17 protein-coding genes are annotated in these 21,274 nt (G+C 69.0%); 13 read left to right on the top strand and 4 right to left on the bottom strand.

Annotated features, from left to right (window positions below; translation table 11 throughout):
• Positions 1–2: 2 nt before the first annotated feature.
• From AC1DC5_RS03820 to AC1DC5_RS03810, 3 genes are all read right to left on the bottom strand, one after another.
• Positions 3–989 (bottom strand): 1-phosphofructokinase family hexose kinase, encoded by a 987-nt coding sequence (locus AC1DC5_RS03820; protein WP_476864257.1) that lies wholly within the window; start codon positions 987–989, stop codon positions 3–5.
• Positions 986–1,789 (bottom strand): DeoR/GlpR family DNA-binding transcription regulator, encoded by an 804-nt coding sequence (locus AC1DC5_RS03815; protein ID WP_476864256.1) that lies wholly within the window; start codon positions 1,787–1,789, stop codon positions 986–988. Before AC1DC5_RS03815 ends, AC1DC5_RS03820 begins: the two co-directional genes overlap by 4 nt.
• A 335-nt stretch (positions 1,790–2,124) precedes the next feature.
• Entirely contained in the window at positions 2,125–2,388 is a 264-nt protein-coding gene (locus AC1DC5_RS03810; protein ID WP_066433102.1) for a DUF6458 family protein, read from the bottom strand.
• A 426-nt stretch (positions 2,389–2,814) separates the two neighbouring features.
• Here AC1DC5_RS03810 and AC1DC5_RS03805 point away from each other — a divergent pair, with 426 nt between their 5' ends.
• From AC1DC5_RS03805 to AC1DC5_RS03785, 5 genes are all read left to right on the top strand, one after another.
• A complete protein-coding gene (locus AC1DC5_RS03805) occupies positions 2,815–4,032 on the top strand; it encodes a beta-ketoacyl-[acyl-carrier-protein] synthase family protein (RefSeq protein WP_476864255.1) in 1,218 nt (405 codons plus the stop codon).
• A gap of 9 nt (positions 4,033–4,041) precedes the next feature.
• Positions 4,042–4,677, top strand: coding sequence for an alpha/beta hydrolase (locus AC1DC5_RS03800; RefSeq protein WP_476864254.1), 636 nt, complete (start codon positions 4,042–4,044; stop codon positions 4,675–4,677).
• Between the two features lie 138 nt (positions 4,678–4,815).
• Positions 4,816–5,850 (top strand): LacI family DNA-binding transcriptional regulator, encoded by a 1,035-nt coding sequence (locus AC1DC5_RS03795; protein ID WP_476864253.1) that lies wholly within the window; start codon positions 4,816–4,818, stop codon positions 5,848–5,850.
• Between the two features lie 115 nt (positions 5,851–5,965).
• The gene (locus tag AC1DC5_RS03790) at positions 5,966–6,703 is read left to right on the top strand and encodes an HAD family hydrolase (protein ID WP_476864252.1); all 738 of its coding nucleotides are present in this window, start codon (positions 5,966–5,968) and stop codon (positions 6,701–6,703) included.
• Positions 6,704–6,796: 93 nt separating this feature from the next.
• Positions 6,797–9,127, top strand: a complete 2,331-nt coding sequence (locus AC1DC5_RS03785; RefSeq protein ID WP_476864251.1) for a glycoside hydrolase family 65 protein — start codon at positions 6,797–6,799, stop codon at positions 9,125–9,127.
• A gap of 122 nt (positions 9,128–9,249) precedes the next feature.
• Here AC1DC5_RS03785 and AC1DC5_RS03780 read toward each other — a convergent pair whose 3' ends face one another.
• Positions 9,250–10,632 (bottom strand): MFS transporter, encoded by a 1,383-nt coding sequence (locus tag AC1DC5_RS03780; RefSeq protein ID WP_476864250.1) that lies wholly within the window; start codon positions 10,630–10,632, stop codon positions 9,250–9,252.
• A gap of 83 nt (positions 10,633–10,715) precedes the next feature.
• On the opposite strand from AC1DC5_RS03780, the gene AC1DC5_RS03775 reads away from it, so the two are divergent.
• The 8 genes from AC1DC5_RS03775 to AC1DC5_RS03740 all read left to right on the top strand — a co-directional run bounded on the left by AC1DC5_RS03775 (position 10,716) and on the right by AC1DC5_RS03740 (position 21,264).
• Positions 10,716–11,315 (top strand): hypothetical protein, encoded by a 600-nt coding sequence (locus tag AC1DC5_RS03775; protein ID WP_476864249.1) that lies wholly within the window; start codon positions 10,716–10,718, stop codon positions 11,313–11,315.
• A gap of 111 nt (positions 11,316–11,426) precedes the next feature.
• Positions 11,427–12,296, top strand: a complete 870-nt coding sequence (locus tag AC1DC5_RS03770) for a hypothetical protein (protein ID WP_476864470.1) — start codon at positions 11,427–11,429, stop codon at positions 12,294–12,296.
• Complete coding sequence (locus tag AC1DC5_RS03765; RefSeq protein WP_441405136.1) at positions 12,287–13,036, top strand: LamB/YcsF family protein; 750 nt, start codon at positions 12,287–12,289, stop codon at positions 13,034–13,036. The genes AC1DC5_RS03770 and AC1DC5_RS03765 overlap by 10 nt, the downstream gene beginning before the upstream one ends.
• 86 nt (positions 13,037–13,122) lie before the next feature.
• Positions 13,123–16,833 carry a nitrate reductase subunit alpha gene (locus AC1DC5_RS03760; RefSeq protein WP_476864248.1) on the top strand — a complete coding sequence of 1,237 codons (3,711 nt, stop codon included), beginning with the start codon at positions 13,123–13,125 and terminating at the stop codon, positions 16,831–16,833.
• Positions 16,833–18,530: a nitrate reductase subunit beta gene (narH, locus tag AC1DC5_RS03755; protein WP_476864247.1), complete on the top strand. Its 1,698-nt coding sequence runs from the start codon at positions 16,833–16,835 to the stop codon at positions 18,528–18,530. Before AC1DC5_RS03760 ends, narH begins: the two co-directional genes overlap by 1 nt.
• The gene (narJ, locus tag AC1DC5_RS03750; protein ID WP_476864246.1) at positions 18,527–19,147 is read left to right on the top strand and encodes a nitrate reductase molybdenum cofactor assembly chaperone; all 621 of its coding nucleotides are present in this window, start codon (positions 18,527–18,529) and stop codon (positions 19,145–19,147) included. Before narH ends, narJ begins: the two co-directional genes overlap by 4 nt.
• Before the next feature lie 2 nt (positions 19,148–19,149).
• The gene (gene narI, locus AC1DC5_RS03745; protein ID WP_441405132.1) at positions 19,150–19,983 is read left to right on the top strand and encodes a respiratory nitrate reductase subunit gamma; all 834 of its coding nucleotides are present in this window, start codon (positions 19,150–19,152) and stop codon (positions 19,981–19,983) included.
• Between the two features lie 51 nt (positions 19,984–20,034).
• Positions 20,035–21,264 (top strand): MFS transporter, encoded by a 1,230-nt coding sequence (locus tag AC1DC5_RS03740; protein WP_476864245.1) that lies wholly within the window; start codon positions 20,035–20,037, stop codon positions 21,262–21,264.
• Positions 21,265–21,274: the final 10 nt, after the last annotated feature.

The following is a 21,274-nucleotide window of genomic DNA, read 5'->3' as shown; positions in this document are numbered from 1 at the left end:
TGTCAATCCTTCCGGAGGGCCGTGATGGTTACGGCATCGGGGGTGGTTTGGTGGACTGCCGGGACTGTGGAGCCCGGCAGGGAGGCGGCGGCGGCACCGTGGGCCACCGCCTGACGGAGGCAATCGGCCGGGGCGGCGCCCTGGCTGGAGGCGAGCAGGTAGCCGGCCAGCGAGGAATCGCCGGCGCCTACCGTGCTCACCGCAGTGACCGGCGGGTGCGTGGCCAGCCACGCGCCGTCGGCCGTCACAAGCACCGCACCCTTGGAGCCGAGCGTTGCCAGCACGGCACCCACCCCGGAACGCACGACGGCGGCGGCGGCCACCGCGGCAGCCTCCGGATCCGCTTCGAGTTCCTCGGCGGACTTGTGCGTGGCGAATCCGGCTGCGGCAGCCAGTTCCACCAGTTCCTCGGCGTTGGGTTTGAGGAGATCCGGTTTCCCCAGCGCGTCGCCGGAGATCGCGGCGGCGAGCGGTTCGCCGGAGGAGTCGACGGCGATGAGGGGAGCCTCGTTGCCGTGATCCAGGGAACGCAGCCGCCGGGTGACGGTGGCGTAGAAGTCGGCCGGGACACCGGGTGGGAGCGATCCGGCCAGCACAACCCAGCTGGCGCCGCGGGAGCGGTCCAGCAGCAGCCCGATCAGGGCCTCCTGCTGGTCCGCGCTCAGCACCGGGCCGGGTTCGTTGATCTTGGTGGTGACGCCGCCTGGCTCGGTGAGTGCCACGTTGCTGCGCAGCGGCTCGCCGATCGGGAGGGCGGAGAACGGGACGTCGGTCTCACGCAGGCCGGCGAGGACGGGGTCCGCCTCGGCCCCGGGCAGCACGGCGACCGTTTTGAGTCCCGAGGCGACGAGCGCCCGGGAGACGTTGACTCCTTTGCCGCCGGATTCCTGCCGGACGGAGACGGCCCGCTGGACTTCGCCGCGGAGCAGTGGGCCCGGCAGCGCCACGGTGCGGTCCAGGCTCGGGTTGGCGGTCAGGGTGACAATCATGCGACCACCACCTCCACTCCGGCGTCCGCCAGTGCATCGGCCAGGTCCTGGCTGGGTTTCGTGTCAGTGATCAAGGTGTCCAGATCTTTCAACGAGGCGAACTGGACCAGGGTCTCGGCGTCCAGCTTGGAGGCATCAGCCAGCACCACGATGCGGCGCGCTGATTGGACGAAGGCAGCCTTGACAGCGGCTTCTTCAGGATCGGGAGTGCTCAGCCCGAAGGCTGCGTGGATGCCGTTGGTGCCGATGAAGGCGATGTCCGGGCGGATCCGGCGGGCGGCTTCGACGGTGGACTGGCCAACGGCGGCCTGGGTCAGCCCGCGGACCTTCCCGCCCAGCAGATGCAGGGCGATGCCGGGTTCGGCGGACAGCCTGGCCGCGATGGGCAGGGAGTGGGTGATGACCACGAGTTCCGCGGCCGGGCCTGAAATGGACGTGGCTGCTGCCGTCCGGGCGGCCAGGAGTTCCGCGAGGGACTCGGTGGTGGATCCGGCGTCGATCAGGATGCTGCCGGTGCCGTTCTGCGGGATGAGTGCCAGGGCGGCTTCGGCGATCCGGGTCTTTTCCGGCTGCCGCTGGTCGGTCCGTACGAGGATGCTTTCCTCATTCGTGCTGAAGCGGTCCGGGGACACCGCGCCGCCGTGGACCCGGCGCACACTGCCGGCGGCTTCGAGGGCGGCGAGGTCCCTGCGGACGGTCTCGGTGGTGATGCTGAAACGCTCGGCGAGGTCCGTGACGCTGGCACGGCCGCTGGCAGTAATGAGCCCAACAATCAGCTGTTGGCGTTCCTCGGCGAACACTGGCTCTCCCTTGCGTCAGTACTGCGGGCCTTCCTGCCACTTTCAGTGATAGCCATCACAGCTAGTGGAGTTGATTGACTTTATCTTTGAATCTGTGGCTTTGTCAATGGAAAACAACATGAACGCAGAATGCTCGCCGCTCTCCTGTGGGACATGTCCAGTCTTCGCGCCGGGGAGTGGGCATATGGGTGCCACGTCCATCGGCGGAGCCGCAGGCCGGGCATGCCCTCGGGCAAGGCGGGGAGCCCGGAAATGCCGCACGCCGGGCCGGACGTGAAGTCCGGCCCGGCGTGCGGGTCGTTCGGGCGGCGCGTGGTGTGTGGTGCGCCATTGGGCTAGATGCCGGCGTCGCGGCTCTCGTTGCGGGTGATGGTCTCGCCGGTGTTCGGGTCCACGACGGAGCGGGTTTCGCTGACCCGGCGGGTGCGGCTGCGGCCCGGGGACGCCAAGACCAGGGAGGCGATCAGGCCGATCACGCCCACCACCATCAGGATGTAGCCGACCATGGTCTGGTCCACGTTCGGAATCAGTCCGGGGGCGATGGCCCAGGCAAGGATGGCGCCGAGGGCAATAAGGAAGATGGAGGAACCGATTCTCATGACTTGCTCCTTGTGTCCGGTGGGACGGATAGGTATTGCTAAGCATGCTGTCCAGCGTCACGCTACATCCCGAGGCGGGTTGTTTCAACGATGTGGGCGGCGCCACTCCGGCCAGTTTTCGCACGTCAAAGTGTTGTCCGCGGCGGTTTCGGACAGCCGCGGCGCGGATCCGGCGTGCGCTTGTCTGATTCCGCAGCGGAACTCCGCCGGGCAACGCGGGCGGCTCGGTGCGGGGGATCGCACGTACTCTTAAAGGGTGCATAGGGCGGACGCCTTGCTCGCCGCCTGCACGCACGCCCGACGCCGCTCCTCGACACCGCACGCACCACGGCGCGCACGCACGCCCGACCCCGCCACCGCACACCGCACGCCCGGCCCCGCCATCCCGCGGGTCACCCGAAGTGCCTCACAGAGATACCGGTACCCATGCCTGAAGCCACCAGAGTCGTTGTCACCGGACTAGGCGCGGTGACCCCTGTCGGCGGGACCGCACCCGAGACCTGGGCCTCGCTGCTGGCCGGTCGCTCCGGAATCGTGGCGCTCGAGGAGGACTGGGCGCAGGGCCTCCCCGTCCGCATGGCAGGCCGGGTGGACATCGACGTCGCGTCCCGGCTCACCACCCCCGAATTCAAGAGGATGGACCGGTGCGGACACCTGGCGCTGATTGCAGCCCGGGAAGCGTGGGCGCAGGCCGGCCGTCCGGAAGCTGACCCGGAGCGCCTGGCCGTCGTGATCGGCTCCGGCTACGGCGGTCTGGACACCACCCTTGACCAGGCCCGGACGCTCGATGCCAGCGGCCCCCGCAGGGTATCCCCGCACACCCTCACCCGCATCATGACCAACGCCCCCGCGGCCTGGGTATCCATCGACGTCGGCGCCAAAGGCGGCGCAAGGACCCCGGTTAGCGCCTGCGCCTCCGGGGCCGAAGCCATCTCCCAGGCGGCCGACATGATCCGCGCCGGGGCGGCGGACGTGGTGATCGCCGGCGGCGTGGACTCCTGCATCAACGGCCTGATCCTCAGCGGGTTCGCGCAAATCCGCGCCCTCTCCACCCGCAACGGGGACCCGCAGGCCGCATCGCGGCCCTTCGACAAGGACCGGGACGGCTTTGTTCTCGCCGAGGGCGCCGCGATCCTGGTCCTGGAACGGGAAGACCACGCCCGCGCCCGCGGGGCGGACATCCTCGGCGTCGTGGCCGGAAGCGCGGTGACCTCCGACGCCGTCGACATCGTCGCCGCCGATCCAGCCATGCAGCGCCGGGTTATGGAAAGGGCGGTCACGGCCGCGGGACTGGGTCCGCAGGACATCGGCCTGGTCCACGCCCACGCAACGTCCACTCCCGTTGGCGACCGGCTGGAGGCGGAAGCCATCAAGGACGTGCTCGGAACCCAGGTCCCCGTCACCTCCACGAAATCCCTCACCGGGCACCTCCTCGGCGGCGCCGGTGCGCTCGGCGCCATCGTTATGGTCCAGGCCCTCAAGACGGGGGCGTTCCCCGGCACAAGCAACCTTGACGAGCCCGACGGCGGGATCGACCTCAACCTCATCCGGGGAACGCTCGAGGGCCAGCAGGCCAAGGCGGGCATCGCCAACGCTTTCGGATTCGGCGGGCACAGCACCGCGCTGGTGATCACCGAAAGCTAGGCTGTCCCGATGGAGACAGTCGTCTGGTCCAAGCCGGAACACGAACGCGAGGGCACGCCCCTGCTGGTGATGATGCACGGCTACGGCCGGGATGAATCGCGGATGACGCAGCTGTTCGGCTCTCTGCCGCCCGCTTTCACCTGCGCCGCGCTGCGCGGACCCAAAGTGATCGGGGACGGCTATGGCTGGTTCCTGCTGGACTACTTCCTGACCCATGACTTCGCCGACGTCATCGCCTCCAACAACGCCGTCTTCGGCTGGATCGAATCCGTCAAAGCCCAGCACAGCAGCGTCAGCCTGTTCGGCTACTCGCAGGGAATGGCCATGGCCAGCACCCTGCTGCGGCTGCGGCCGGAACAGTTCCGGGCCGTCGTCGGGCTGTCCGGTTTTGTCCTGGAAAACGAACTCCTGGCGATGAGCGAATCGTTCGAGTCCCGCCCGCCCTTCTTCTGGGGCCGGGACCGCGACGACGTGGTGATCAACGACGCCGCCACGGAACACACCGAAGAGTGGCTCCACGAGCACACACAGCTCACGGCGCGGACCTACCCCGGAATGGGGCACTCCATCTCGGCCCCCGAACTGGTGGACGTCAGCGCGTTCCTCCGCCACTACGTGCTGCGGCCGGACAGCGGACCGGCCTAGCCTCCGCTGGGCCGTCGCGGCAGGGCCAAAAGTCCCCAAACTTTGTTTTTCCACTTGCGCGCTAATTTTGTAAGCGTTTACACTCGACGTGGCCATGTTCACGGCCCATTACTTCAGGGGGAAGAAAGGGCTGAGCCCGTGCTGCAGGCCATAGCGCCACGCGCCACCATCCAGGACGTCGCCGCACTCTCCGGACTCTCCATCTGCACCGTCTCCCGGGCACTCCGGAACCTCCCGAACGTCTCCGCCGGCGCCCAGACCAAAGTCAGCGACGCCGCAGCCAAACTCGGGTACAAAGCCTCCCCGGCCGCTGCCCGGCTGGCCGGCGGCACCACCGGTTCCGTCGCCATCATCGCCCCCACGGCCACCGCATGGTTCTTCGCGCAGGCCGTGGAAGCTGCGGAGGAAGTGTTTGCCGGCGCCGGTTACGACACCGTTCTGATCAGCCTCCGGAACCGGCCCAGCGTGCACAGCAAGCTCTTCGGCGACCTCGCCGGTCTGTCCCAACGCGTGGACGGCATCCTGCTCCTCAATATCGCCCTCAGCGAAGCCGAACTGGCCGCCGTCGCCGCCTCCGGGCTGGCCGTGGCCAGCGTGGGCATGCACGACGTGCCCTGGGACAACGTCGGGATCGACGACGCCGAAGCGGCCCGCGCCGCCACCGAACACCTGCTGGACCTGGGCCACTGGGACGTGGCCATGCTCTCCGGCCGCGAGACCGGCGAGCCCTCCCTGATCACCGCCAGCGAGCGGCTGCGCGGCTTCGAACAGGCGCTGAGTGCGCACCATGTGACGGTCGATCCGGACCTGGTGCTGGAAGCCGGGTCCAGCATCGAAGGCGGCCGGCTGGCCACGATCGAGCTGATCGAAAACCGCCGGATGCCCTCCGCAATCCTCGCCGGCTGCGATGAAACCGCCTTCGGCGCCCTCATGGCCCTGAGGGATCACGGTTTGTCTGCGCCCAAAAACATGTCCATCATAGGAATAGACGATCATCAGATGAGCTGGTTCCTGGGGTTGAGCACCATCTCCCAGCCGGTAGCCGACCAGGGCGCATTCGCTGCCAACCTGCTGATTGACAGACTCCACCGCTCGGGACTTCCCAATCCCCCGTCCAGCCACGTGCTGGAGACCAAGCTGATAGCGCGCAAGAGCACCCGCCGCCGTCGTTGATCAGTGCCGCACGAGCGCGCCCTGCACGGCATGGACCGGTAGTCCCGCTGCCGGCAATCCGGCCGCCCACCGATTTAGAAACCGACTTAGATACCGCCGCCTGAAAGGACAATCCATGACTGAGATTTCCAACAGCACCCCGTCGAGCTGGACCAGCGCCTCCGCCATCCTCTTTGACCTCGACGGCGTCCTGACGCCCACCGCGATCGTGCACGAGCGTGCCTGGCAGGAACTCTTCGACGGTTTCCTCGCGACCGTTCCCGAGGCGCCCGGCTACCGCGAAAGCGACTACTTCGACCATATCGACGGCAAGCCGCGCTTCGACGGCGTCCGCGACTTCCTGGCCTCCCGCAGCATCGTGCTGCCGGAGGGCCCGCTGGATGACGACCCGGCGCACGACACCGTCCACGGCCTGGGCAACCGCAAGAACAAGGTCTTCAACGACATCGTCGACGCCGGCGGCGTCAAGCCCTACGAAGGCTCCGTGCGGTTCATCGACGCCGTGCTGGCCCGCGGACTTAAGGTCGCCGTCGTCTCCTCCTCCCGTAACGCCCCGGCCGTGCTCAAGGCCGCCGGACTCTCGGACTACTTCCCGGTGGTGGTCGACGGCGTCGTCGCCGTCGCCGAAGGACTGCCCGGCAAGCCCAGCCCGGCAACCTACGAGTACGCCGCCCGGCTGCTGGGCCTGCCCAGCGAGGACTGCGTCGTCGTCGAGGACGCCGTCTCCGGGGTCCAGGCCGGAGAAGCGGGAAGCTTCCACTCGGTGGTCGGCGTGGACCGCGGCGCCGGCCGGCAGACCCTGCTGGCCGCGGGAGCCACCCTCGTGGTCAACGACCTCGACGAGCTCCTCTAGCACTCCGCTTCCGCCCGGCAGGGCCCGCAGACACGTTCACGGCAGCAACGTTCACCGCGCAGTACCTTTCACCGCCCTAAGGAAATCCCCACCATGGCACTCATCACCTCGGACCGCGCACGGTTCCCCAACGACCCCTGGCAGCTCGTTGAAACCGTCCACCTGTCCGGCAACGCCGGCACGCTGGAGACTCTCTTCAGCCTGGGCAACGGCCACCTCGGCATCCGCGGCGCCCACTGGGCAGCCGCCGACGCCGACCTGCCGGGCAGCTTCATCAACGGTTTCCACGAAACCTGGGACATCAAGCACGCGGAGAACGCCTACGGCTTCGCGCGCACCGGCCAGCGGATCCTCTACATCCCGGACGCCAACAACTTCACGGTGATCATCGACGGCGAAACCCTGAGCCTGGACGAATCCACCGTGCTGGACTACCGGCGGAGTGTCGACTTCGCCACCGGCGTCTACGAATGCCGGATCACCTGGCAGTGCCGCTCCGGTGCCACCGTGACCACCACCGAACGCCGCGCCGTCGGCTACGAGTCCCGCGGTGCGCTCGGCATCTCGCTGGAACTCGCCGCGGACCGGGACGTCTCCGCCGACGTGACCTCCTCGGTGATCAACCGCCAGGACCAGCCGGTCGAGGACCACTCGGCCCACGACCCGCGCCGCGCCGGCCGCCACGCCGGGCGCGTGCTGCTGCCGGTGCGGCTCGACGGCGGCGACGGCTCGCTTCGCCTGTCCTGGGAGACCGCCGAATCCAAGCAGCGCATCGGCCTGGCCGTGGACCACTGGACGAACGCCGGCGTGCAGCCCTTCGACACCCAGGTGCACGAGGACGACAGCAGCGTCCGCTACGTCCTGGCCGTCGGCGCCGACGAGCCGTTCGTCCTGGAGAAGAGCGTCAGCTACGCCGTCGGGCAGGCCTCCGCGGACCTGGCCGACGACGCCGAAGCCGGCCTCAAGCCGCTCGCGGACATCTTCGCCGAAAGCGCAGCGCACTACCGCGGCTACTGGGCCACGAGCGACATCGTCCTCGCCGGCCAGACAGAACTCCAGCAGGCCGTCCGCTGGAACCTCTTCCAGCTGGCCCAGGCCACGGCCTGCGCCAACGTCGCCGGCATCCCGGCTAAGGGCGTGTCCGGCTCGGGCTACGACGGGCACTACTTCTGGGACCAGGAGGTGTACCTGATGCCGTACCTGACGTACACGAGCCCGGGCAGCGCCCGCCAGGTCCTCGAGTTCCGCCACGAGATGCTGCCCGACGCCAAGATCCGCGCCAAGGAGCTGAGCGTGGACGGCGCCCTGTTCCCTTGGCGCACCATCAACGGGCTGGAGGCCAGCGCCTACTACGCCGCCGGCACCGCCCAGTTCCACATCGCCGCCGCGATCGCCTTCGCAACCAACCGCTACATCTGGGCCAGCGGCGACACGGCGTTCCAGGAAACCCTCGGCTCCGAACTGCTGATCGAGACCGCCCGGATGTGGGCCTCGCTGGGCTTCTTCGGCAAGGACGGGCTCTTCCACATCCACGGCGTCACCGGCCCGGACGAGTACACCGCCGTCGTCAATGACAACCTGTACACCAACGTGATGGCCCGGTTTAACCTGCGCGCCGCCGCCGAGCTGGACCACCCGGAGATCGACGACGCCGAACGCGAGTTCTGGGCGCAGGCCGCCAACCGGATGCAGCTGCCCTACGACGAGGACCTCCAGGTGCACTCGCAGGACAACGACTTTATGACCCTGGAACCCTGGGACTGGAGCACGCCGCGGTCCAAGTACCCGCTGCTGCTGCACTTCCACCCGCTGGTGATCTACCGGCACCAGGTCCTCAAGCAGGCAGACAGTGTGCTGGCCATGTTCCTGCAGTGGCAGGACTTCACCGCCGAGGAGAAGCGCCGCGCCTTTGACTTCTACGACCCCATCACCACCGGCGACTCCACCCTGTCCGCCTGCGTGCAGGGCATCATGGCGGCCGAGGTCGGCTACGGCCGGGCGGCGCTGGACCACTTCACCCACGCCTTGTTCATCGACCTTGACGACACGCACGGCAACACGATCGACGGCGTCCACATCGCCTCCACCGGCGGGGTCTGGAGCTCGCTGGTCAGCGGCTTCGCGGGCCTGCGGGACCAGGGCGCGGTGCCGTACTTCGACCCGCGGCTGCCCGCCGAATGGGACGGGCTGTCCTTCCACCTGAAGATCCAGGGCCGGCTGCTGCAGCTCGAGCTGGAACAGGGTGCCATCATCCTGACCGTCCGCGACGGCGCACCGCTCGAGGTCGATGTGCGCGGCGAACTGCTGACGGTCGACGGCGACCCGGTCCGGGTTCCGCTGGCCCCGGTCGCGGCGCCCGAGCCCACGATCTTCCCGAGCGGACTTCCGACGTCGTCAATCCCAATCGTGCGCGCGGCGGTCTGACTCACCGCCAAAGCAACGCGGGGTCAGCTACGGCCCGTCACCACCGCCGGCATGGGCGCCAGGTGACCCCGCGTTGCTTCGGAGCGGGCAGATCAGGGCGGCCGGGCGGCGTCGGGCCGCCCTCAACCGCCCGCGCGGCGGTCGATCGACTGTTCCGCGGAACCGGTTCCGGCGCCTGTGCTTTCTGATCTCTTGGTGCTTTCGCCCGCATCGGTGCCCTCGCGGCCGTCGTCCAGAGGGTGGGCGTGTTCATCGGCACGCATCCGGGCGGCGATCATCGCGACGACGGCCATGACCGGGCACACGGTCCCGGCGGCCAGGAAGATCAGGCCGACCGGAACGACCTCGGCGGCGGGGCCGGCGAGGGCCATGGAGACCGGCATGAGGGCCAGTGACACGAAGAAATCCAGGCTTGAAACACGGCCCAGCAGGTGCGGGGGCACACGGCGCTGCAGCAGGGTTCCCCAGATGACCATGCCTATTCCGCCGGTGGCGCCGAAGATGAACAGGGCTGCCGCCAGCGCCCAGAAGCTGTCCATGATGCCGACGGCGGCGAGCGGCAGGGTGCCGGCGCCCCAGCTCACCATCATCACGGTGAGGTAGCGGCGCGGAAGCGGGAACGAGGCCGTGGCCAGCGACGCCGCGGCGCCGCCGACGCCCATGACCGCGAGCAGGAAGCCGAACATGCGTGAGTCGCCGCCGAGCTGGTCGCGGACCACGAACGGCAGGAGCACCTCGATGGGGCCGATCAGGAACAGCACCGAGATGCAGGCCCACAGCAGGGTCCACAGCAGCCAGGGCGTGCGGACTGTGTAGCTGACACCCTCGCGGAGGTCGTGGAGCACGGACGTCCTGGCGCGCGGGACCGCGTCCGCGCCGGCCTCCGCAGCCTGCGCCCCATCCGCGTGCGGCAGGGGCTGGCGCCGGAGCAGGTTGAGCACGCAGAACGCCAGCAAGTGGCAGGCCGCCACCCCCGTCACGGCGTGCGCGGGAGACAGGGCGGCAACCAGGATGCCGGCGACGGCCGGTCCGGCGGCCTGTTGCAGGATGGGCCGCATGGTCCCTTCCATGCCGTTGGCGGCGAGCAGGTCCTCCGCCGGCAGGATCCGGGGGAGGATGGCGGAGTAGGCCGGGAAGAAGAACGCGGCCCCGACGCCCAGCACAAACGCGCCGAGCGCCAGGTGCCAGAGCTGCAGCCAGCCCAGCATGGCCAGCCCGCTGATGCCGGCGATGACGGCGAGGTTGACACCCTCCACCGCGATGATCAGGGGCCGCTGGGCGAACCGGTCCGCGGCGATGCCGCCCGCCAGCAGGAATGCGACGAGGCCCACGCTGCCCGCCGCCGCCACGAGGGAGAGCTCCAGCGGGCCCCCGCCCAGATGGATCACCTCGTAGACCATCGCCACGGCCCACATGCCGGAGCCGAAAATGGAGATGGCCAAAGCCGCAATCAGCACACGGTATTCCCGGTGCAGGAACGGCCGGAAGGCCCGCAGTGAACGCATGGATTCAGTCTAAACGCGGCACCCCGCCCGCGGACCGGCGGGGCGCTTCCGCCGGGGCGGCCGCCCCCGGATAGGCTCCTGTCATGAACACATCGGCCGCATCCGTCACCGCGACGTCGCGGCGAAGCCTGGCCTTCATCGGCACCAACGCGGGACTCGCCCTCCACCCCGTGAATTCCCGCGGAATGCTGTTGCCGGGCGAACCGGCGAGCTGCTTCGCGTCCTTCTGGATGGCCGACTGGTCACGCTGGGGCGCCGGCCACGCCCTGCTGGTCGCCACCCTCCAGGGATGGCGGAGCTACGGCTCCAACGAGTCCCTTGCCGCCTCCCTGGCCGCCGAACTGACGCGCCACTTCCCGGAAGCCGCCCGGTTCCCGCTTGGCGGCATCAGCCACACCCACGACGAGTTCGACGTCGAGCTCGACGCCGGGCACGGTCTCCGCGCGACCGGACGGAAGGCCTCGCTGGAGGTCGGCGGTGTCCTGGACCGCCGGCAGTTCGCCGCCCCCAACTTCCAGCTCGGCGACTCCAGCGCCGCGCTCAGCAACGTGTACCTGCCGTGCAGTGCCGGCCGGCTCGTGGAATTCGGGGTCGAATGGCCCGGCGCCGCCACCGTGTACCCGGGGCCGGTAGGCCCGGCGTCGTCCGCCTTCGTGGCGGTGGCTGAATCGTGGGCTCTCTAGCTGGCTAGCCCGACGGCGGCTGAGGCGCTGAGGCGCGGACGGAAGGGCCGGTGGCCTAGTGTTAACACCGGACGAAAACTCAGCACCCTTACGGTTCACGGAGAGGCGATGATGGCCAAGCGCAGCAACCCGGCAGTAAAGATTGCCCAGAAGTCAGCACACAACGCGATGTTCGACGCCGACGGCAAGCCCAAGCCGGGCATCCACAACGTGCTCCTGCGGGCCGTTGAAGTCCAGCGCCCGCTGGTGCTGGCGAACCTCCGCCGGCTCCAGCGCAGGCACCCGCACGCCTCCGCGGCGCAGCTCGCCGCGACGCTGGAACGCGACTACCTCCTGGCCGTCACCGGCGGCGGCGCGCTGGTGGGCGGCGCCGCCGTCATTCCCGGCGTCGGGACCGCCGCAGCACTGGGCCTCTCGGCCGCCGCGACCGTCGGTTTCCTCGAAGCCACCGCGCTTTTCTCCACCTCCCTCGCCGAGCTCCACGGTGTGCGGCTGGTGGACCCCGAGAAGGCCAGCACCCTGGTCATGGCGATCATGCTGGGCGAGGAGGGCACCGCGCTGCTGAGCTCCCTGAGTGGGCAGGCCGCGGGGCAGGGCAAGGGCCCCACCGCGGCCTGGGGCTCCCTCTTCGCCCGCCGGGTTCCGCTGGCCGGCTTCGGCACGGTACGGGAACGCATCCAGACGATGTTCCTCCGCACCCTCCTGAAACAGCAGGGCACGGCCTGGCTGGGCCGCGCGCTGCCGTTCGGGATCGGAGCCGTCGTGGGCGGTGTGGGCAACCGGGTGATGGGCCGCGCCGTCGTCGCGAACGCCAAGGAAGCGTTCGGCCCGATGCCGCTAGTCATTCCCGGCGAGCTGGGCGGCCCGCCGCAGGCCGGCGGCCCGGAATCGAAGCTGGGCAGGGACACGCTGGACCAGGAAAAGAAGGACAATGACACAAAGAACAACCCGGCCCAGGAAGGCGGCACGTTTTGGATCTGAACGCTGATCTGGGGGAGTCCTTCGGGACCTGGAACATGGGCGACGACGCCGCGATGCTCCCGCTGGTCACCAGCGCCAGCGTGGCCTGCGGGCTGCACGCCGGGGACCCCGTGACGATGCTGGACACCTGCCGGGCAGCCTACGAGCTGGACGTCCGGGTGGGCGCACACCTCGGCTACCCGGACCTGGCCGGCTTCGGCCTCCGGGCCATGGACATCACCTTCGATGACCTCTTCGGCGCGGTGCTGTACCAGCTCGGCGCCCTGGACGGGGTGGCGCACGCCGTCGGCGCGTCGGTGGACTACGTCAAGCTGCATGGCGCGCTCTACGACCGGACCATGCGCGACGCCGAGCAGGCCTCCGCCGTCGTCGCCGCCATCCAGGCCTACGATCCGGGACTTCCCATCCTGGGCCTGGAGGGTTCAGCCCTGCTTGGGATCGCCCGGGACGCGGGCAACCCGGTGTTCCATGAAGCCTTCGCCGACCGTGCCTACCTGCCTGACGGCACGCTGGTGCCGCGCCTGGAGCAGGAATCCGTGATTGAAGACCCTGAGGAGATCGTCGAACGGGCGCTTCGCCTGGCCCTCAAGGGCGAAGTCCTGGCGGTCGATGGCACAGTCATCACGCTCACGCCGCATTCCCTGTGCCTGCACGGCGACACCCCGGGCTCGGTGGCAGTGGCCGCCGCAGTCCGCGCCGCGCTGGAGAAGGCAGGCGTCGAACTGGAGTCCTTCGCCTAGAGGCGGCCCAGCGGCTCCCGCCGTCCAGCTCCGCCCAGTGTCGTAAGGCCCTATCCGGGGCAGGACGTGGACCCTAGCTTGAAGGCATGACTGCCGGAGGCGCCGCGGGGCTGGACGGACCCGCCTCGGATGCAATGTTGAAGCTGGGCCGATTCTTCACGAAATGGGACCAGACCGAGGACGGCAGGGCGGTGTTCCGGGAGGGCGGCCGCAAGGGCGACATCTTCTACCGGGACCGCTGGAGCCACGACAAGGTGGTCCGCTCCACGCACGGGGTGAACTGCACCGGCTCCTGCTCCTGGAAGGTGTACGTCAAGGACGGCATCATCACCTGGGAATCCCAGCAGACCGACTACCCCTCGGTGGGACCGGACAGCCCGGAATACGAGCCGAGGGGCTGCCCGCGCGGGGCGGCCTTCTCCTGGTACACCTACTCGCCCACCCGGGTCCGGTTCCCCTACGCCCGCGGCGTCCTCGTGGAGTTGTACCGCGAGGCCAAGGCCCGGCTGGGGGACCCGGTGCTGGCCTTCGCCGACGTCGTGGGGGACCCGGAGCGGCGCCGCCGCTACCAGCAGGCCCGCGGCAAGGGCGGCCTGGTGCGCGTCTCCTGGCAGGAGGCGATCGAAATCGCCGCCGCCGCGCACGTCAATACCATCAAGGACTACGGGCCGGACCGCTGCGCCGGGTTCTCGCCCATCCCGGCGATGTCCATGGTCTCGCACGCCGTCGGGACCCGCTTCATCCAGCTGATCGGCGGGGTGATGACGTCCTTCTACGACTGGTACGCGGACCTGCCCGTGGCCAGCCCTCAGGTCTTCGGCGACCAGACCGACGTCCCGGAGTCCGGGGACTGGTGGGACGCGGGCTACCTCATGATGTGGGGCTCCAACGTCCCCGTCACCCGCACCCCCGACGCGCACTGGATGGCCGAGGTGCGGTACCGCGGCACCAAGGTGGTCACGGTCAGCCCGGACTATGCGGACAACACCAAGTTCGCCGACGAATGGCTCCCCGCCCAGGCCGGAACCGACGCCGCGCTGGCCATGGCGATGGGACACGTCATGCTCAAGGAATTCTTCGTCGACCGCGAGGTCCCGTTCTTCGCCGACTACGTCCGCCAGTACACCGACCTGCCGTTCCTGGTCCGGCTGGAACGGCGCGACGACGGCTCCCTCACCCCGGCCAAGTTCCTCACGGCCAAGGACCTCCCGGCCGAGGCCGAGGCCGAGGACGCGGCGTTCCGCACCGTGCTGTTCGACAAGAAGACCGGGCTGCCCGCCGTTCCCAACGGGTCGATGGGATTCCGCTATTCCGGCAGCGGCGAGGGCAAATGGAACCTCGACCTTGAGGGAATTGATCCCGCCCTGTCGCTGCGCGAGGTCTCCGGGGAAAGTGCCGAGATCCTGCTGCCGTGCTTCGAGGACGCCGGCGGGGACGGCAGCGTGCTCCGGCGCGGGGTGCCGGTCCTGGAAGTGGAAGGCCAGCTGGTCACCACCGTGTTCGACCTCATGCTGGCCCAGTACGGCGTGGGCCGCGACGGGCTCCCGGGGGACTGGGCCGCCGGCTACGACGACGCCGCGACGCCTTACACCCCGGCCTGGCAGGAGGAGATCACCTCCGTCCCGGCGCAGGCCTGCATCCGGGTGGCCCGCGAGTTCGCCCGGAACGCCGAAGAGTCCAAGGGACGCTCCATGATCATCATGGGCGCCGGGATCTGCCAGTGGTTCCACGGCGACACCACCTACCGGGCGGTGCTGGCGCTGGTGATGCTGACCGGCTGCATGGGCCGCAACGGCGGCGGCTGGGCCCACTACGTGGGGCAGGAAAAGACCCGCCCCGCCACCGGCTGGGTGTCCCTCGCGAATGCGCTGGACTGGTCCCGCCCCCCGCGGACCATGATCGGCACCGGCTACTGGTACATGCACACGGACCAGTGGCGGCAGGACGGCTACTCCGCGGACGCGCTGAAGTCCCCGCTCTCCACCGGTGCCCTGGACGGCATGCACACTGCCGACGCGCTGGCCCAGTCCGCGCGGCTCGGCTGGATGCCCTTCTACCCGCAGTTCGACCGCAACCCGCTGGACCTCGCGGACGAGGCGGAGGCCGCCGTCGCCGCCGGCACCGCCAAGGACACCCCCGGCTACATCGCGGACGCGCTCAAGAACCGCACCCTGAACCCGGCGATCGAGGACGTGGACGCCCCGGAGAACTGGCCGCGGACCCTGGTGCTGTGGCGCTCCAACCTCTTCGGCTCCTCGGCCAAAGGCAACGAATACTTCCTCCGGAACCTCCTCGGTACCCACAACAACGTCCTGGGCAAGGACCACGCCGAAGGCCTCAAGCCCAAGGACGTGAAATGGCATGAGCAGGCACCCGAAGGAAAACTGGACCTGCTGGTCTCCGCGGACTTCCGGATGACCTCCACCACGCTGCTGTCCGACGTCGTGTTCCCGGCCGCCACCTGGTACGAGAAGCACGACCTGTCCTCCACCGACATGCACCCCTTTGTGCATGCCTTCACCCCGGCGATCGACCCGCCGTGGGAGACCAAAACGGATTTCGACATGTTCCACCTGCTGGCGCAGGAATTCTCCCGGCAGGCGAAAACGCACCTCGGCGTGCGCCGGGACCTGGTCAGCGTGCCGCTGCAGCACGACACCCCCGGCCAGCTCGCCCAGCCCGGCGGGATCGTCCGGGACTGGCGGGACACGTCCATTCCCGCGGTGCCGGGGCAGAACATGCCCATTTTTTCGGTGGTGGAACGGGACTACACCGCCATCGCGGACAAGCTGGCCGCCGTCGGGACGCTCGCCGACAAACTGGGCTTCACAGTCAAGAACGTCACCTACAAACTCGCCGGGCCGCTGGAGAGGCTCAGCCGCTCCAACGGCGTGATGCTCGGCGGCGCCGCGGACGGCCGGCCCGCGATCGACACCGACGCGAAGATGGCCGAGGCCATCCTGGCGTTCTCCGGCACCACCAACGGCGCACTCTCCGTGCAGGGCTTCAAGGACCTGGAAGTCCGCACCGGCCGGAAACTGGCGGACCTGTCCGAGGGCTCCGAGGAAAAATTCATCACCTTCGCGCAGACGCAGGCCGGCCCGGTCCCCGTGATCACGTCGCCCGAGTGGTCCGGGTCCGAGACCGGCGGCCGGCGCTACGCCCCCTTCACCATCAACGTGGAGCGGCTCAAACCGTGGCACACCCTGACCGGGCGGATGCACTTCTTCCTGGACCACGACTGGATGATCGACATCGGCGAGGCCCTGCCGATCTACCGGCCGCCGCTGGACATGCACCGGCTGTTCGGCGAACCCAAGCTCGGCCAGGACGGGTCCATGGAGGTGGTGGTCCGCTACCTGACCCCGCACTCAAAGTGGTCCATCCACTCCGAATACCAGGACAACCTGCTGATGCTCTCGCTCTCCCGCGGCGGGCCGACGGTCTGGATGAGCCCCGCCGACGCCGAGTCCATTCAGGTGAAGGACAACGACTGGGTGGAGTGCCTGAACATCAACGGCGTCCTCGTGGCCCGGGCAATCGTCAGCCACCGGATGCCCGCCGGTGTGGTCTACGTCCACCACGCGCAGGAACGCACCATCGACGTGCCGAAGTCCGAGGCCACGGGGCGGCGCGGCGGCATCCACAACTCCGTGACCCGGCTGCTGGTCAAACCCTCGCACCTGATCGGCGGCTACGCCCAGCTGGCCTACGCGTTCAACTACCTTGGCCCCACCGGAAACCAGCGCGACATGGTTGCCACCGTCCGGCGCCGTTCCCAGGAGGTGCAGTACTGATGCGTGTTATGGCTCAAATGGGCATGGTCATGAATCTGGACAAATGCATCGGCTGCCACACCTGTTCCGTGACCTGCAAGCAGGCCTGGACCAACCGGGCGGGCACCGAATACGTCTGGTTCAATAACGTCGAGACCCGCCCCGGGCAGGGGTATCCGCGCCGCTACGAGGACCAGGAGAAGTGGCAGGGCGGCTGGGTGCTGAACAAGCGCGGCAAGCTGGTCCTCAAGGCCGGGGGCCGGGTGAAGAAGATGTTCGGGATCTTCGCCAGCCCGGTGCAGCCCGAGCTCAAGGACTACTACGAGCCGTGGACCTACGACTACAAGACCCTCGTGGACGCGCCGCTGGGCGACGACTTCCCGGTGGCCCGGCCCAAGTCCCTGATCACCGGGGAGGACACCAAGGTCACCTGGTCCGCGAACTGGGACGATGACCTGGGCGGCTCCGCGGAGTACGGCCACCTGGACCCGATCGTGGAAAAGGTCCGGCGGGAATCCGAAGACAAGATCAAGTTCGCCTACGAACAGACTTTTATGTTCTACCTGCCGCGGATCTGCGAGCACTGCCTGAACCCCTCCTGCATGGCGTCCTGCCCCTCCGGCGCGATCTACAAGCGGGTGGAGGACGGGATTGTGCTGGTGGACCAGGACAAATGCCGCGGCTGGCGGCAGTGCGTCACCGGCTGCCCGTACAAGAAGATCTACTTCAACCACAAGACCGGCAAGGCCGAGAAGTGCACGTTCTGCTACCCGCGGGTGGAAGTGGGGCTCCCGACGGTCTGCTCCGAGACCTGCGTGGGCCGGCTGCGGTACCTGGGGCTGTTCCTGTACGACGCCGACGCCGTCACCGAAGCCGCCTCCGTCACGGACCCCCGGGAACTCTACGACGCCCAGATGGACGTGCTGCTGGACCCGAACGACCCCGCCGTCCAGGCCGAAGCCCGGGCCCAGGGCATCCCGGAGGACTGGATCGACGCCGCCCGCCGCTCGCCCGTCTACGCCCTGGCCAAGGTCTACAAGGTGGCGCTGCCGCTGCACCCGGAATACCGGACCATGCCGATGGTCTGGTACGTTCCGCCGCTGTCCCCGGTGGTGGACCTGCTGCGGGACCAGGGGCACGACGGCGAGGACGCCGGCAACCTGTTCGGCGCCATCGACGCGCTGCGCATCCCGGTGGAATACCTCGCGGAACTGTTCACCGCCGGCGACGCCGACCGGGTCACCGCGGTGCTGAAGAAACTCGCTGCCATGCGCTCCTTCATTCGCGGCATCAGCATGGGTAATGACCCCGACGACTCCATCCCCGAGGCCGTGGGGATGGACAGCCAGACCATGTACGAGATGTACCGGCTGATGGCGATCGCGAAGTACGAGGAGCGCTACGTCATCCCCAAGGCCCATGTGGAGCAGGCCCACGACCTCGAGGAAATGGGCTGCTCGCTGGACTTCGAGGGAGGGCCCGGCATGCAGGATTCCGCCCCGTTCGGCGAAGCCAGCGGCAGGCCCGTCCCGGTGGCCGTGGAAACCTTCAACGCCCTGCGGGACCGGCAGACCTCCGGCTCAGCGCCCGGCGAAACCACCCTCCGCGGCCGGGTGAACCTGCTCAACTGGGACGGCACGGGGGCACCCTCCGGGTTGTTCCCGGAAAAGGCGCCGATCCCGGACAAACCCAACCCGACGGCGGGGGACCAGCCATGACCCGGCGCCAGCAGGTCGTCTACCTCTCGGCGGCCTGGTGCCTGTCCTACCCGGATGAGGACCTCATCGGCCGGGTGCCGCTCATGCGCGCCGCGCTGGGCGAGTTCCCCGGCGCCGTCGCGGATTTCCAGGAGGTCCTGGATTCGCTGGAGTCCATGCCGCCCATGGAAATCCAGGCCCGGTACGTGCGCGAGTTCGACCTTGGAAAACGCCACGCCCTTCACCTGTCCTACTGGACGGACGGGGACACCCGGCGCCGCGGCGAGGTCCTGGGGAACTTCAAAAAAACGTACCGGCAGAGCGACATCCTGGTGGACACCCACGGCGAACTGCCCGACTACCTCCCGATGGTCCTCGAGTACGCCGCACTGGTGGACCTCGCGGCCGGCCGCGGGCTGCTGACCCGCTTCCGGGCGAGCCTGGAGATGCTCCGCTTCGGGCTGCTCCGGGACGAACTTCCGCACGCCCGGATCCTGCAGGCCATTTGCGCCACGCTGCCGGGGAAATCCCCGGCCGACGAGCAGGCCGTCATGCGGATGGCAGGCTACGGACCGCCCACCGAAGCGGTGGGCCTGGACCCCTACGATCCGCGACTGCTGCCCGTGAAGGGGGCCTGACCATGCCGGCATCCGAAGCCGAACCCGGGGCCACCGCAGGGCTCACCGCACTGGACATCGTGCTCTGGGGCGTCCTGCCCTACGTCATGGTCGTTGTGCTGGTGGGCGGGCTGGTCTGGCGCTACAAATACGACCAGTTCGGCTGGACCACACGGTCCTCCCAGCTCTACGAATCCCGGCTGCTGCGGATCGCCTCACCGCTGTTCCACTTCGGCCTGCTCGCCGTGATCGCCGGCCACTTCTTCGGCCTCGTCATTCCGATGGCGTGGACCCAGGCCGTGGGGATGAGCCAGGAGTTCTACCACTTCAATGCCCTGGCCGTCGGCGGCGTCGCCGGGGTGGGGACCTTGGGCGGGATCCTCCTGCTGATCTACCGCCGCCGCACCACGGGCCCGGTCTTTATGGCCACCACGAAGAACGACAAGACCATGTACGTCGTGCTCACCGCGGCCATTGTGTTCGGCCTGTGGACCACCCTGGCCAGCGTCTTCGAGGGCGAGCACGGGCACAACTACCGTGAAACCGTGGCCCCGTGGTTCCGCTCACTGTTCATCTTCCAGCCGGACCTCGCGGCTATGGCCGCCGCGCCGTTCTCCTTCCACCTGCACACCCTGGTGGGCATGGCGCTCTTCGTGATCTGGCCCTTCACCCGCCTGGTCCATGCCTTCACCGCCCCGTTCCACTATCTGTTCCGCCCCTACATCGTCTACCGCTCGCGTGACCGGGACCGGGATGGCAGCAAAGCCGGCGCCGCAGCTGCGCGGAGTTCAACGGCCGCCGCCCGCCGCGGCTGGTCCGCCGTCGGAACCCGCGACCGCGACACCCGGAACCGCTGAGCCGCGCTGAAGCCGCCCTGTTGACCTGACGTCGAACTGAGAGGAAGACCAGTGGCCGGATCCGTGCCCGTTTCTTCGAACGCCCCCGCCGGGCGGACGCTCAACCTGGTGCTCGCCACCTCGGCGTCGGTCGCCGGCTTCTGGGCCTGGAACTCGGTGGCCACCCTCGGCGCCTTCTACACCGTGAACCTTCAGCTGACCCCGGCCACCACCGGCGTGCTGGTTGCCATGCCGGTGTTCGTCGGCTCGCTGGGCCGGATCGTCGTCGGCGCCCTGACGGACAAGTACGGCGGCCGGGCGATGTTCACCTTCGTGCTGCTGGCCTCCATCCTGCCGATCCTGCTCGTGGCGGTCGGCGGGCTGCTGAGCTCCTTTGCCCTGGTGCTGGGGGCCGCACTGCTGCTGGGCGTCGCCGGAACGGTCTTCGCCGTCGGGATCCCCTTTGTCAGCGCCTGGTACGAGCCTTCCCGGCGCGGCTTCGCCACCGGCGTCTTCGGCGCGGGCATGGGCGGCACGGCGCTGGCGGCGTTCCTGAACCCCCGGCTGGTCGCCGGGATCGGCTACCTCCCCACGCACCTGCTGATCGCGGCGGTCCTCGCGGTCATGGCGGCTCTGGTCTGGTTCCTGATGAAGGAAGCCCCGGGCTGGACCCGCAACAACCTCCCCGTCATGCCCAAGTTGCTGGACGCCGCGAAGACCCCGGTCACGTGGAAGATGTGCTTCCTCTACGCCGTGGTCTTCGGCGGCTTCGTCTCCTTCGCCACCTACCTGCCCACCTACCTCCGGGACGTCTACAGTTTCGACCCGAGCGGTGCCGGGGCGCGCACCGCCGGGTTCGCGCTGGCAGCCGTGCTGGCACGGCCGCTGGGCGGCGTGCTCGCGGACAGGTTCGGGCCCAAGCCGATCGTGATCACCTCGCTGACCGGCGTCGCGGTCCTTGCCTGGGTGGTGAACCTCCAGCCCGACGGCGAAGTCCCCGCCGGCCTCACGTTCGTCGCCATGGCCGCGGCGCTGGGCCTCGGGACGGGCGGAGTGTTCGCCTGGGTGGGGGTGCTCGCCCCGCCGGGCAAAGTCGGTAGCATCAGCGGCGTGGTCAGCGCGGCCGGGGGACTGGGCGGCTACTTCCCGCCGCTGATCATGGGAGCAACCTACGACGCCGCGACCCACAGCTACTCGATCGGGCTGACACTCCTGGTGGTTACGGCGCTGGCCGCGCTGGCATTCACGATCTTTGCCGTGCCCGGCCGGGCGAAGACCGTGAAGGCCAGCGCGGCCGCCTAGCCAGGGCGCC

Source organism: Arthrobacter sp. 10L424 (assembly GCF_056395325.1).
This window is presented reverse-complemented; position numbering and strand designations above follow the sequence as displayed.